This window comes from Nocardia sp. NPDC004123 (assembly GCF_053603795.1).
Map to the genome: position 1 here is coordinate 113,733 of NZ_JBSGGG010000025.1, position 13,468 is coordinate 127,200.

A 13,468-nucleotide genomic window follows, 5' to 3' on the forward strand; every position below is an offset into this window, starting at 1 on the left:
AGAGGCCTATTCGAACCGGCGTTCGCCCGCCGGTTCGGGTAGGCCCCTTTCAGTATGTCGAGGGTTGCAGCCGCTCAGAATGCCGCGCGCTGGGGGCGCTGGCGCATCGCAGCGAGGCGGCGGGATCGAGAGCCGTCATGCCGCGGCCCCGGACACCGGCGTCTACTGAAAGTTCCTTTTGAACCAGTCGACCAATTCCTGTTCGGACTTGGGACGGTTGTAGGGGGAATCGGGCCGGTCGGATAGGAAGCCGATGACGGTATCAGCGCTCTGATCCACAGCGAGGAGCGACGGAAAGGGCTGCCCGGTTGATCGATCGGTGGCGCAGGCGAACCGGCCGACCGTCGTGCCCTTTCGAATCCACGATTGGTCGGGAACTGTCGCATCCCCGCACGCGTGGCCGTCGAGCAGGATCCTGAAGAAATCGAAAACCCGGCTCGCGGCCGCATGGTCGGGAGACTGCGAGAAGGCTGCGAACGGTACACCGGACTCGTTGCCGAAGCAGAAAGCTGCGGCGGTCACATTGTTGGAGGGGGGTTCGACGTGTCGGCAGTACCGTGGGTTGTAGGCGGCGGGGAGCTTGGCGAGCAGAGCGCGGTCGGCCGGAGTGTAGAAGTCAGGGTCTGCCGGAGTGGTCTTGAAAAGCGAATTCCCGTCTCCTTTGTCGCGCACCTGATAGGCCAATGCGGCGCTGCCGCCGGCCGACTCGTCGAAGAAGAAAACCGCTATGACGAAGGCCGCCTCGTTTGTCTGGATCAGCGCCGGTGTCGGTGGTGTCGTCGTCGCACGCGTGAAGCAGGCCATCCGCCCGACCTCCCTGCCGGCCTTCGTCGCGGGGCCGTCGGGGCCGGGTGGATCGCCCGGACAGCTGCTGGCGTGTAGATCGCGGCTGACGAGGCGGTAGGTCAGGTGTAGTGCATCGGCATTGGGAAACAGATGGAAATCGCCACTGGCCGAACTGATTTCGGCAATCCCGTCGCATGCGAGATGGGCTTTGTCCCCGTAGGTCCCCGGGTTCTGGTGATGACAAGTGTTGCGGCTGTACGCCGCGGGCAGGATTTTCAGCAGGGTGACATCGTCGTCGGTGAATTCGGCTTTCGCCGGCCCTGTCGTTGGTGATGCGGACTTGTGGAGCAGCGGCCAGGCGCCGACGGCCGCGGCGGCCAGGACCGCGACCGCGGCAGCGGCAGCGGCGATCCAGAGGCGGCGTGGCCGGCGTCTGCCCGCCGGCACGGCTCGGGCCTCGGGTGTGGAGGTCGCCACAGGTGTGGAACGCGCCGTAACCGTGGGCTCGCCGTCGACGGTGACGGTGGCACTGCCGTCTTCGGCGTCGCTGGGCGAGGATGCCAGTGCGGCGCGGGCGGCGGCGGCAAGTTCGCCGGCGCCGGTGTAGCGCTGATCGGCCGACTTCGCCATGCCGCGAGCAACGACAGCGTCGATCGCGACCGGTACTCCCGGTGCGCGGGTGCTCGGTCGGGGTGGAGGTTCGAATAGGTGTGCGTGCATGACGGCGGCGTCGCTGCCGTCGTTCGGGTAGGGGCGGGTGCCGGTCAGGCATTCGTGCAACACGCACGCCAGGGCATACACATCGACAGTCGCCGTGGTCGGGCCGGATTGGAAACGCTCGGGTGCCATGTAGTTGAACGACCCGATCGCCGAACCGGTCTGGGTCAGGCGTTCGTCGGTGTTCGTATTGGCCAGGCCGAAGTCGACCAGGTAGGCGAAACCGTCGTGGGTGAGCAGGATGTTGTCGGGCTTGACGTCGCGGTGGATCAGGCCTTCGTGGTGTGCGGCGTCGAGCGCGGCGGCGATCTGGCCGATCACCGCGATGGCTTGCTCGGGTGGCAGGGGGCCGGCGGTTCTCAGCACGGTGCCCAGGCTTTCGCCGCGCACCAGCCGCATGTCGATGTAGAGCAGCCCGTCGATCTCGCCGTAGTCATGGATAGGGATGACGTGCGGCTCCTGCAGCACTGCGGCGATGTGGGATTCGCGCCGGAACCGAGCCCGATAGACCGGGTCGTCGGCCAGTTGTTCGGGCAGCACTTTCAAGGCGACCACCCGGCCCTTGGTGGTATCGAGCGCCTCGAACACTCTGCCCATTCCGCCGGAACCGATCAACCGCCGCAGCCGATACTTCCCGAACGTCGCCCCGGGCGTCAGCGGTAGCCGTGGGCTACTCACGCCCGCCCCGTATGTAGTGCAGGTGACCTGCGCAGGTCGGTTGCTCCGGCACCGTGCCGGGCGCGTTCGGGCAGGTGCCCGGCTCCCAGGATGGTCCGATCGGATATCGCATCACCGCACCGACTTCCGGAATTCCCGCCGACGAGGGTTACCGACACGAAGCCCCGTAATCAAGCATGTCACGGTTCACTGCACCCGGCGACGCTTCGGACAACCTCCAGCAAACCCAAACGCGACATAGCCGTCACCGCCGAGATACGACTACCCCGAAAAGTTCACGCACGCGTGCTTCGACGCTGTCCGTGACGGCGCCGTGCGACCCGGGGCACCGGCACCGCGGGCCCGATCGTGACGTGTGCGAGCAACCCCGGTAGGTCGATGCCCAGATGCCGGGTGACCTCACCCAGCGCGTTGTCGAGTGCCGCCCGCATGGAACCCGGCTGGGGATGCAGCCGGACAATGGTGTCCGCGTGGCGGATTTCGACGTGGCAGACCTTGTCACCCTGGGCGCACCCGGCGACCGGCCGCGGTGCACCGATAACGACATGGGCCTCACCGCCGCGGCGGGTGACCCGGCCGCTGATGAACATCTGCACTCCTGTACTTCCCCTCGAGCGACCATTTCCACCGTGACGGTTCGATTGCTGCTCAGGCCGAGTGGATCGAAAGAGTCTGCGGGTCGATCCACTCAGCCGCCGAGCACGATGCACCGCTCGGAGTCGGCGAAGCGGGGCATCGATTCCGGAGCCGTCCACTGTGACCCCGGCCGGATGATCCGAAATGAGAATGCGGCGCGATAACCGCACCCGGACTCTCGCTACGCTCCACGATCGGCTCACCCGCACAGCACCGTATCGAGATCCTGTCCTGGAGCGGCCCGAATACCGCGCTGGTGGCACGAATCGAGAGTGCTCAGGCACGGAAGGTCACCGATATCTCGGAATTAGCTATGCGATTGAGATCATCGACGCCTTCATCGCCCGTCTGCACGTTCTGCTGGACACACCCACAGTCGTGCGCCCTGTCGCAGTGGCGCCCTCGGCCGGTGGCCGACACCGGCTCGCAGAGCCCGCGGCGACCGTAGCCCCTGCTCGCCTACGTGGCTGAAACCTGGGGGTTCCGAGTTACTGAGCGGCAGGAGCAGGTGGGGTGAATCCCTATGCGTCGATTGCGGATTGGAGATCCCGCACGCGGGTCGTTCCCTGCCGGGCCGTGCTCGAGGCGGTTCGATCCTCGTATGACAGCGGTCCCACGGGCCGTCTACCGGGTGTCAATCGCCGACCGCCCGCGGCGGTGCGCTGAGTGCATGCGCCGCACCGAGAGATGCGCCTATGCCGGCACCGATGGCCGCAATGGGAACCTCCATGAGTGCCATACCGTAAGCAGCGCCTACAGGAACCGCCGCAAGGCCGATCGGCGCAAATGGCAGGCCGATCGCCGTGCCCATCATGCCACCGACGACCCCACCGAACAGCCCGAAGGGGCTGGCCGCCACTGCCCCTGCCATTACGCCGACCGCAGCGCCGCCAATAATTTCTCCTGCGACGCGGTCAGACCGGCTGCGCTCCATTCCGATCGAGTCGAGGAAGGTTGCCGTGGCCGCCTCGGCTTGGGCGGCGCCATCGTTCAGCTGGATTGCCTGCTCACGATTCAGCCACTCCGGTGAATCGACCTGCACGTCACCGAAGCGCAATTTGCCAGGCGGGGGCGCGATCGGCGGCACCGGGGCTACCGGTACGGGCGCATGCAACTCTCCCAAGGGTGCGAGGTACTTGTTTTCCGGCATCGGACGCGCCCACTGCAGCGAACTCAGCGTGTCATCTGGAATCCGAAGGCCTTGGTACGGATGCACATTGGGTGCTTCCGCCGCGGGCCACTGCACCGGCTGGTCAGGTCGAGGCTGGTCGCCCCGGAGCCGGTCAGGCTGCGATCCTTCGGGCTGAGTCTGGCCGGGCCGGGCCGGGTCGGCCAGACGCTGGTCCTGTTGAGGCTGGTCGGACTGCGACACTTCGGTGCTCTCAGTGGGAGCGGCGTTCGCTGGCTCGGTTCCCGCCAGCCCCAACGTCACTGGAACGACTCCCACGACGGCCAACGACACCAATTTGTATCGGGGCTGGTGTGGGGCTCTATGTTTGCCTGTGCTCATCGAACGCCTTTCATGTGGAAAGAGAATTTCAGCTCCTACGCCACAGCCGCCGGTGGTGAGTGTAATTTTCGCGCGTACTTTCTAATTCGATCTCGAGTCAAGCCTCGGCAACTTGCGGGCGTTCGGCGAGGGCAGCCGAACGCCTGTATGGAATACCTATATCCGCTCTGTGCTATAGACGTTCGGACTGTGTGAGTCGACACCCCCGCACATCAGGCCCGCGAACCGCGCGATATTCGGTAGCCGCTGAAATCGCGGTCGTAACCGACGCACGGATGGGAACCGACCGGAAACCTATCCACCGCGGACCAGGACGTCAAGCACTGCCACATGCTGGCGTGTCACATGGCTTATTCGTGCAAAACGGGCAAAATGTGAATATTGGTCAGGGTGCACGCCAGGGGGTGATTCGTCTAGGGGCACCACCATCGATTGTGGAGTTCAAGGACAATCTCTGACCGCGAAGACCTCATGCAATTCGGTCCCAGCGAGAATCTGATCTTGGAGACCCCTCCGCGGCCACGACGTTCATCGGCAATCGTTCATCGGCATCGGGCGACGGAAGGGTAATACGGTGGCGAGTTCACCAGACCACCGGGAATCGTCGAGTGTGTTCAGCTCTTTCGCGGATCCGGACCGCACGCGCCCCGATGTCTCGGATCTCACCGAGCAATAGCAACACCCGTCGCAGACCACCGTGATGGCCGACGGGTAGCTCTGGCGCTTCCGCAGGCGCGCCGACATCAGATCTGCGACCGTCTGCGATCTCGCTGCCGCCCACGTGCTGCCGTTAGCCCGGTCCGTCCGCGCACGTCGCAGTGCCCGCATGTCCGCACCCTCAGAATTCATAGCAGATGACTCTAGCCGTTCGGTCGTGGCTGGCTATGGATTTGCAGGATTAAGTCGCATCAAATCCTTGAAATTCCTGGCGGGTCTCGGGGGTTGGACCGACTGGGCGAGTCCAGCCGCCGATCCGGCGCTCTGCGGCAGAACCTCGAGTCGGCGGCCGGCGCGACCTCGATGCGAATGGAATCCGACCCAGCCGGGTTGTTTTGATCGAATTGTCCGATTGAGGACCGTCCTCGAAGCGGTCAGCGTCTGCCACCCATCATGGCCCAGCCGAAAAACAGGCCCAGAAGCGTCCAGATGGAAATCACCTCGGCGATCATCACAATGCTCATGTGATCACAGCTTTCATCGAGTGGCCTCCGAACACGAGCCGAAGCTGTCCAGGGGATATGTCGGCGACTCCGACGGTGGGTCATTCAATAGTGGCATCGGAATCTTTTTCCGCATGAAGTGCCGTTTGGTGTATTTATACGGACTAAAGCGCACCACCGTGCGGAACTCACGAGAGGTCGCTGCACACCAGCACATTGCGGGCCAGGTCCTCGAGATTCCGTCTAGCGCGCACCGCTGACCAGGGGTCTTTGGCGAACAGTCCCGGATAGCGTTCACAGTAGGCAATGAAGGTAGATCTTTCGGTAACCCAGACAACCCGGAAATCGTTGAATGTTACGTGCTCGGCGTACACTGCGCTCCGTCCATGCAATCGGCACCTAGACTTGCCCAAACACGATCGGTGAACATGTTTCCCCCCCCGAGCGGTGGTGTCGGGGATAGACGACACCACCGCGACGTTGCGGAGCGCAGAAGGGCGTTCGTTCCACAACGTCAGGATCCGCCTGAGGGGGATAGCGGATCATTCGCCACATTACAGCTATTGGGCGATAATTGATGGATAAAGAGGAAAGGTTTCCTGTTTGTCGGATTGGTGACCGTCTCTATTCGGACAAAGCACCCGCAGCCTCGGTTCTGGGATTCCAGCAAACGTGCCAGTCACCCTGCGTGCGGGATGGATCGACAGGTGCCAGACCCATCCTGTTGTGTTAGCTGGATAATGGCCCTATTGCTGCGCGCCCGATGCGCGGCCGCGGTGAACCGGCTTCGCCGGCCCCGGTGATCGCAAGGAGTGCGTTGAACACAGCGGTGGCCGGCTTCGCGGTTGGTGGCGATTCTCGTCGCGCCGATCCCCCTGGTGCGCACCTTATGTCCAATGTTCGGAGTTTGTCCGTTTTGCACGAACAAGCCATGTGACACGCCCGCCATGTGGCAGTGCTTGACGTCCTGGTCCACGGTGGTTAGGTTTCCGGTCGGTTCCCATCCGTGCATCGCGCGGTACGGAACACCGTGCAGTTCGCAGGCATGATCTGCGGGAAGTATCGACTCGCGCGGACAGAGATGACGATGGTGTTGATCGAGTCATCCCTGGTGCGTACATGCCATGTACGCGCCAGGGATGATTGTCTTGCTCCTGGCCACCTGCTACACGACGCAATCAAATGCTGCAATTGTGAGGCGAGAATGAGCACTAACCCATTCGATGACGAAGACGGCAGGTTCTCCGTTCTGATCAACGACGAAGAACAGTATTGCCTGTGGCCAAGCTTTGCCGATATCCCGAACGGGTGGCATCGAACGTTCGGTGAGGACAGCCGAGACGCCTGTATGGAATACATCGAGAAGAACTGGACCGATATGCGTCCGAAATCCCTTAGACAGTCGATATCTGCCGATTCCGCAGCAGCTCGGGTCGCCGAGGCTTGACCTGAGGTCGGATTAGCGCAACGTGCGATAAGACGATAGCGCCATGGCAGTCGGCGCAGACGACGAGAGTCTTGCGCCGCCGATTCGCCATAGTCATGCCCTCGTTCTGGTGATGAAGCGGGATCAAGGCATGGCCGATCGGCGCACGCAGTTCTTGGGCGTCCGTATCCGCCCGGCGTGCCGTTCGAATCTCTTGCACAACTCATCAGAAGTCGACAGAGAGGTCATTCATGGCAGAACACCATCTCGCTCGTTCGACCCGGCGGTTCGGGCGTGCTGGATCACTACTGGTCCTCGCGACGGTTCCGCTGTCGGTGGCGATGTTGGAGGTCTCCCCGGCGTCGGCGGATGCGACCAATCCGCCAACGGCGACCAGTCGCAACGATATGAGCGGGAAGCGGGCCGTTCCTGACGGCCGCCTCGCCCCGGTCGACCCGTCCAGTCTGCACCTGCCAACGGCCCTCGCCCCGCCCGTCGCGCCGATCCAGGCGCCGGACGGGACCATTCGCATCGGCTCTGTTTCGGTCGGCCGGCCGGACTGGGTCGACCCCGGGTTCACCGACGGGATCAACGACTCCTACGGGCAGACGGAGGCCATGCTGGCCCAGGGATTCGACTCGGTCGGATTCGCTCCGACGCGGTCGGACCGCATGGCCGCCGATGCTCTGGCCGGTGCACTTGCGGGCAATGTGGTGGCGGGGATCGTTTCCAGCCCGTTGACCTCCACCGGTGCGATGGTCGGTGCCGTCGCCGGTTTCATTTCCGGTATTCCCTTCCTCCCGGCGGGCTTGGTGGTCGTACCGGTAATCGGCGCTGCCATCGGTGCCGCAGTCTTCGCGATCCCTGCGGCCGTGGTCGGTTCCGCAATCGGGGCGGGGGTTGGTGCCCTGGTGGGTGCGCTGGAACCCGCGACACCGAACCTGCCCGCCGATCAGCCGGCGCTGCAGGCATAGGCCCACCAGAAGGGCCTCATCTTCACCAATTCAGGGTGAAGATGAGGCCCTTTTCGGTTTTCGGCAGCGTTGGTCCAAGGCCGAGCCGGGGACGCTGATCCGGCCGAGCGGATCGTCGCCGCGGGCGGTGTCGGCGGGACGCTGGATGCGGCGCATGTCGACGGGCTGATCCACGGCGACGTCGAGCCCGCCAATATCCTTGTCGGCGGCGACGATTTCGCCTATCTGGTCGACTTCGGTATCGGCCGCTCGGTCGCCGGTTCCGGATCGACCGACAGGGACACCCGGGCAGGAGTCTCTGGCTACGAGGCTCCAGAAGTCCTGCAGGACAATGAGATCACCAGCCGAGCTGACATCTGTTCGCTGGCGTGTGTTCTCCACGAATGCCTCACCGGCGCCCGCCCGCACCCCGGTGGCAGTGCCGAGGCGGGGCTCAGTGACGATCTGTTCGAACCGATTCCGCGTCCCAGCGTGGTGCATCCGGGAACTCCGGCGGCGTTCGATGCGGTGATCGCGCGCGGCATGGCTAGGGAGCCTGCCGACCGTTACCGGACAGCGGGCGAGCTGGCCCGCGCCGCCCGCGATGCGCTCGACAGCACCGAGCAGCGGTCGGCCGCCACGATCCTGGGCGACACCGAGGCCGGGCCGCCCATCGCCACCGAAGCAATGCGCGCTGCCACCGCGGCCGCGCCGCACGGCCAGGACCAGGCGTACCTCCGGCCAGCGAGTGAGCGGGGGCGCTGCACCGATGCAGGCGCCCCCGGTTCGCTGCTCGGCGAGGGATAATCGATGTGATCATGCGGGTGCGGCCCAGCGGCAATCCTCGGAGTGGACAGCGCATGCCCAGCGAACGTCTTCGATTCCGGCTCGCTTCGTGACGACACCGGGAAGGTCATCCGCCTCGGGTCCACTGCGCTGTGCATCGGACGGCTACCGGACTACGACCTGGTGCTCTCGCACGGCAAGGTCAGCCGCCATCACGCGGTCATCGTGGACACCGGCCTGAGCTTCGTGATCCGCGACCTGCGATCGTCCAACGGGGTGTTCGTGCACGGTGAGCGGATCAGCGACAGCGCGGTGCTATCCGACGGTGACGAAATCCGCATCGGCACCAGCGATTTCGTCTTCGAGCTGGTGGAATAGCCGGTCCATCGAAGATCGTCCGATGGACCGGCCATCGTCGAGCGGCAGCGCTAGTGGTGCTGCAGTTTTCGCTTCATCTCTTTGGTTCGGTCCTCCATGTCCGACCGCGCCCGCTGGCCCTCTCGCTTCATGCCGTCGCCCAACCGGTCCATATCGCGCTTGGCGTCGTCGGCCAGCCGGTCCACGTCACGTTCCATGCGCTGGCCCTGGTCCTTCATGCCCTGCTTGGCCTTGTTTGCCGTCTGGCTGGGTTTTCGGCCCTTGCGATCAGACATTTCAACCTCCGCATCGGTAGGTTCCGTCCGAACTATGAGATCGGACGCGGATGACACCGCGTCCGCCGAATCTCCGTGCGCTGTGCAGCTTTCCCCGCCGCTTCGGCGACGATCACTGACAACCGGATTCCGCAGCAACTGTCGAGACAACAATTGCGCCTCGTAAAGCCTGCGACTCCGGATCACCCTTGTCAATGATTTCGTCGAACCCGGCCGGATTCCCCCGGTCGCACACGCCGCGCGGAAAAGATCGCGATGGGTACACGGGGGAGCGCTCGCGTCGGTAGGGTGACACCTCGGTCCGGGTCCGGGACGTGCGGTGCCGGGCGTCGGTGGAGTGCTGCGCAGTATGTGGAGTGGGTTCGATGTCAGAGTCAGTGCCGACCGCCGGCGGCCGGTATGCCGCGGTAGTCGATGCCGCCGGTGCGCGGGTGCCCATCTACACGCCGGAGTTCGCGGCCGACCCACACCGGGTCTATCGGGAGATGCGCGACAAGTTCGGGGCCTTGGCTCCGGTGGAGTTGGCGCCCGGGGTGCCGGCCACGCTCGTGCTCGGATATCGCACGGCGGTAAGGATTCTCAACGATCCGGACCGTTTTCCCGCCGATCCACGGGAGTGGCAGGCAGGGGTTCCCGCCGACTGTCCGGCCCTGCCGATGATGCAGTGGCGGCCGAATGCCTTGCGTAGCGCGGGAATCGAGCACGCGCGGTACCGGCGGATCAATATTGCCGGGCTGGCCGGAATCGATCAGTACGGTCTGCAGGGCACGGTGGAACGGGTCGCGGTGTCGCTGATCAATACGTTCTGTACGTCCGGGTCGGCAGATCTGGTGCGCGACTACGCTTTTCCGCTGGCATTCCGGGTGCTCAACCACCTGCTCGGCTGCCCGGTGGACATTGCGGGGCAGGCGGCGGAGGGTTTCCGCGCCATTTTCGAGGGCGTCGGCGCGGAACAGGGCAACAAGCTGCTCGTGGACGCTCTGCTGCGGCTGACCCTGTACAAGCGAGCGCATCCGGGCGACGACGTCACCACCCGCATGCTCCGCCATCCCGCCGAGCTGAGCGAGACCGAAATGGTGCACCAGCTGGCCACGCTGTACGGCGCGGGAATCGAGCCGCAGCAGAATCTGATCGCCAATACGCTGCTGCTGCTCCTGGTGGACGACCGGTTCCGCGGCAGCGCGCTGGGCGGCAGTCTGTCCACCCGGGACGCGCTCGACGAGGTGCTCTTCGACGATCCCCCGATGGCGAACTTCTGCATCAGCTTTCCGCCCGGGCCCGTTCTCCTGGACGACTACTGGCTGCCCGCGCACCAACCGGTCGTCATCAGCATGGCGGCCTGCAATACCGATCCGGCCATTCGCGACAAGGAGCTGGCGGGTAACCGTTCGCATCTCGCCTGGGGTGCGGGCCCGCACTCCTGCCCCGCCAATTCGCTGGCCTATCTGATCGCCCAGGAGGCCGTCGACCAGCTGCTCGACGCTCTCCCGGAGATCCAGCTGGCGGTCCCGAGCCCCGAATTGTCTTGGCGGCCAGGACCTTTCCATCGTGCCCTGACCGCCCTCCCGGTCGTCTTCACACCTTCGCCGCCGCTGCCCGAGGTGTGAGAGCCGCGGGTGCGAGACCGAGGTTGTCGCGCAGGGTGGTTCCGGTGTAGTCGGCGCGCAGCACGCCGCGGTCCTGCAGCAATGGCACCACCCGGTCGACGAATTCGTCGAGGCCCCACGGCACCAGATGCGAACCGAGGATGAAGCCGTCCGAGCCGTCGTTGCTCACGAAATCATCGATCTGCTGCGCCACCTGTGCCGGGGTGCCGAACAGTGGTCCGCGTTCGAACTGGTCGATGACCACCTCGCGCAGGCTCAGCTTCTTCGCCTCGGCGACCTCGCGCAGTCGTCGGACGGTCGCGAAACGGTCCTGATGAACGAACGCGCGGCCCTGGATGATCGGCGGGGCATCGGGATCCGGATCGATGGCGGGCACCGGGCCGTCCGGGTCGTAGCCGGACAGGTCGCGGTTCCAGATCTGTTCCAGCAGGATCAGTGCGGTCTGACCGGTGACCTGTTCGTTCCGGATGGCGTGATACTTCTCGACCGCCTCGGCCTCGGTGTCGCCGAGCACGAAGCTTGCCGACGGCAGGATCTTGATGTCGTCGGCCGAGCGGCCGGCGGCCACGGCGCGCGCCTTGATGTCGCGATAGAACTCGGCCGCCTCCGGCAGCTTGCCGTAGGGGGAGAAGATGGCGTCGGCGTTCGCGGCGGCGAAGGCCCGGCCCTGTGGTGAGACACCGGCCTGCAGGATCACCGGCCGCCCCTGGGGGCTGCGCGGAACGGTGATCCGGCCTTCGATGTCGAACTGGCTGCCGCGGAAGGAGAACGTCCCGGCGTCGGCGCGGCCCAGGAACCGGCCGGTGCTCTTGTCCGCCACCAGGTCGTCCTCGGCCCACGAATCCCACAGTGCGCGAACCGCGTTCAGGGTTTCCTCGGCGCGGGCATAGCGGTCGGCGGGATCGAGGAACCCGCCGCGCCGGAAGTTCTGCCCGGTGAACGCGTCGAAGGAGGTGACCACATTCCAGGCGGCCCGGCCGCCGGAGAGGTGATCCAGGCTTGCGAACCGCCGGGCCAGCTCGTAGGGCTCGTTGAAGGTGGCGTTGATCGTGCCCGCGAGTCCGAGGTGCTCGGTGACCGCGGCGATCGAGGCCAGCACGGTGAACGTGTCGGGGCGGCCGATGATGTCCTGATCGAAGATCCGACCGGCGCGCTCGCGCAGGATGAGTCCCTCTGCGAGGAAGAAGAAGTCGAACTTTCCCCGCTCGGCGGTGCGTGCGGTGTGTTCGAAGGTGCCGAAATCGATCTGGCTGCCGGCCTGCGGATGCCACCAGGCGGTGTGATGGTTCACGCCGCCGAGGTAGGCGCCCAGGATGACCTGTTTACGGGATGTGCTCATGGGTGGCCTCACTCAGGCGTTCGCGTATCGATTGGGGACGGCGGTGGGCAGGCCGAGCAGCCCACGCAGGGTGGTCTCGGCGTAGCCGGTTCGGAACAGGCCGCGGCGTTGCAGGACCGGCACCAGGACATCGGCGATGGCGCTCAGGTCGTCGACGGCCACACCCGGCCGCAAGCGCACGCCGTGGACCCCGGCGTCGTGCCAGGCGGCGAGCAGATCGGCCAGGGCGTCCGCGCTGCCGGTGAAAATCGCTGCGTCGGAGACGAATTCGGTACCGGCGAGATCGTCGAGGCGGGCCAGGCGTTCCGCTCCGGTGGCGTCGGCGGTGTCGAGGAAGACGACCAGGTCGGCGTAGACCCGCAGCGGTTCGCCGACCCGCCCGACCCGGTCGGCCGCCTCCGCCACCTTGCGCACGATCGGTGCGGGACCCGCGTCGTGCGTCGGGGTGACGAACACCAGATCCGCACCGCGGGCGGCGAATTCGTAGATCAGCGGCGCGTGCGCCAGCGCCGTCACCACCGGCTGCCCCTGCGGTGGGCGCGGGGTGATGGACGGGCCGCGCACGCTGAAGAAGCGCCCCCGGAAGTCGATGTAGTGCAGCTTGTCTCGATCGATGAAGCGCCGGGTGGCGACGTCGCGAATCTCGGCGTCATCCTCCCAGCTGTCCCACAATCGGCGCACCACCTCGACGGCATCGGCGGCCTCGTCGAACAACTCGTGCGCGGCGGGCGGGAATCGGCCCGAGGTCACGGCCTCGGCCAACTCCGCGGTGGTGAGGCCGTCGATGGTGCGCCGTCCGAAATGGGCTGCCTCGGAGGCAGTTCCCGACACCCGGGTCTGCCAGCCGGCCCGGCCGCGCGAGGTGTAGTCGAGCGTGGCGATCGCCGTGGCGACATGGAACGGCTCGGTGTGGGTGGTGGTCACCACCGGGACGAGTCCGAGGTGGCGGGTGACCGGTGCGAGGCGTGCGGCGATCAACTCGGCGTCGAGCCGGGCGCGCACCCGGTCGACGGCGCCGTCGGGAGCCTGCGGCACCGTCAGACTGTCCTCGATGGTCACGAAATCCAGCAGTCCCCGCTCGGCCGTGGCGGCGAGATCGGTCCAGTAGCGGGCTCCGAAAAGCTCCGCGGGCCGGGAGTTCGGTTCCCGCCAGGCCGCCGGATGCCAGCCCGCACCGTCCAGCGCCGCGCCCAGGTGCAATGGTGTCGATGCCATAA

At 65.6% G+C, this 13,468-nt stretch carries 12 protein-coding genes; 5 read left to right on the forward strand and 7 right to left on the reverse strand.

The features are described from left to right. Window positions 1-162: 162 nt before the first annotated feature. The 3 genes from ACWEQQ_RS32485 to ACWEQQ_RS32495 form a co-directional block, all read right to left on the reverse strand. Window positions 163-2,181, reverse strand: a complete 2,019-nt coding sequence (locus ACWEQQ_RS32485; RefSeq protein WP_452350925.1) for a serine/threonine-protein kinase — start codon at window positions 2,179-2,181, stop codon at window positions 163-165. A 275-nt stretch (window positions 2,182-2,456) separates the two neighbouring features. Beyond that, window positions 2,457-2,771, reverse strand: a complete 315-nt coding sequence (locus ACWEQQ_RS32490; protein ID WP_452342651.1) for a hypothetical protein — start codon at window positions 2,769-2,771, stop codon at window positions 2,457-2,459. A gap of 680 nt (window positions 2,772-3,451) precedes the next feature. Further along, window positions 3,452-4,249: a hypothetical protein gene (locus ACWEQQ_RS32495; RefSeq protein ID WP_452350926.1), complete on the reverse strand. Its 798-nt coding sequence runs from the start codon at window positions 4,247-4,249 to the stop codon at window positions 3,452-3,454. Window positions 4,250-6,691: 2,442 nt separating this feature from the next. On the opposite strand from ACWEQQ_RS32495, the gene ACWEQQ_RS32500 reads away from it, so the two are divergent. Further along, window positions 6,692-6,934, forward strand: coding sequence for an MbtH family protein (locus ACWEQQ_RS32500; protein WP_452350927.1), 243 nt, complete (start codon window positions 6,692-6,694; stop codon window positions 6,932-6,934). Here the strand turns inward: ACWEQQ_RS32500 and ACWEQQ_RS32505 are convergent. Continuing rightward, a complete protein-coding gene (locus ACWEQQ_RS32505) occupies window positions 6,882-7,031 on the reverse strand; it encodes an HNH endonuclease (protein WP_452342665.1) in 150 nt (49 codons plus the stop codon). The genes ACWEQQ_RS32500 and ACWEQQ_RS32505 overlap by 53 nt on opposite strands. A gap of 133 nt (window positions 7,032-7,164) precedes the next feature. Here ACWEQQ_RS32505 and ACWEQQ_RS32510 point away from each other — a divergent pair, with 133 nt between their 5' ends. The 3 genes from ACWEQQ_RS32510 (at window position 7,165) to ACWEQQ_RS32520 (ending at window position 9,030) form a co-directional block, all read left to right on the forward strand. Beyond that, window positions 7,165-7,887: a hypothetical protein gene (locus ACWEQQ_RS32510; protein WP_452342654.1), complete on the forward strand. Its 723-nt coding sequence runs from the start codon at window positions 7,165-7,167 to the stop codon at window positions 7,885-7,887. Window positions 7,888-7,956: 69 nt separating this feature from the next. After that, the gene (locus tag ACWEQQ_RS32515) at window positions 7,957-8,673 is read left to right on the forward strand and encodes a serine/threonine-protein kinase (protein ID WP_452350928.1); all 717 of its coding nucleotides are present in this window, start codon (window positions 7,957-7,959) and stop codon (window positions 8,671-8,673) included. 42 nt (window positions 8,674-8,715) lie between these two features. Next, window positions 8,716-9,030: an FHA domain-containing protein gene (locus tag ACWEQQ_RS32520; protein WP_452350929.1), complete on the forward strand. Its 315-nt coding sequence runs from the start codon at window positions 8,716-8,718 to the stop codon at window positions 9,028-9,030. 50 nt (window positions 9,031-9,080) lie between these two features. Here the strand turns inward: ACWEQQ_RS32520 and ACWEQQ_RS32525 are convergent, their stop codons facing one another. After that, the gene (locus ACWEQQ_RS32525) at window positions 9,081-9,305 is read right to left on the reverse strand and encodes a hypothetical protein (protein WP_452342655.1); all 225 of its coding nucleotides are present in this window, start codon (window positions 9,303-9,305) and stop codon (window positions 9,081-9,083) included. Between the two features lie 365 nt (window positions 9,306-9,670). Between ACWEQQ_RS32525 and ACWEQQ_RS32530 the strand changes: the two genes are divergently transcribed. Continuing rightward, window positions 9,671-10,912, forward strand: a complete 1,242-nt coding sequence (locus ACWEQQ_RS32530; protein ID WP_452350930.1) for a cytochrome P450 — start codon at window positions 9,671-9,673, stop codon at window positions 10,910-10,912. Here ACWEQQ_RS32530 and ACWEQQ_RS32535 read toward each other — a convergent pair. Further along, window positions 10,881-12,251, reverse strand: a complete 1,371-nt coding sequence (locus ACWEQQ_RS32535) for an NtaA/DmoA family FMN-dependent monooxygenase (protein ID WP_452350931.1) — start codon at window positions 12,249-12,251, stop codon at window positions 10,881-10,883. The two genes, ACWEQQ_RS32530 and ACWEQQ_RS32535, sit on opposite strands and share 32 nt — an antisense overlap. A 12-nt stretch (window positions 12,252-12,263) precedes the next feature. Then, the gene (locus tag ACWEQQ_RS32540) at window positions 12,264-13,466 is read right to left on the reverse strand and encodes an LLM class flavin-dependent oxidoreductase (RefSeq protein WP_452350932.1); all 1,203 of its coding nucleotides are present in this window, start codon (window positions 13,464-13,466) and stop codon (window positions 12,264-12,266) included. Window positions 13,467-13,468 lie beyond the last annotated feature (2 nt).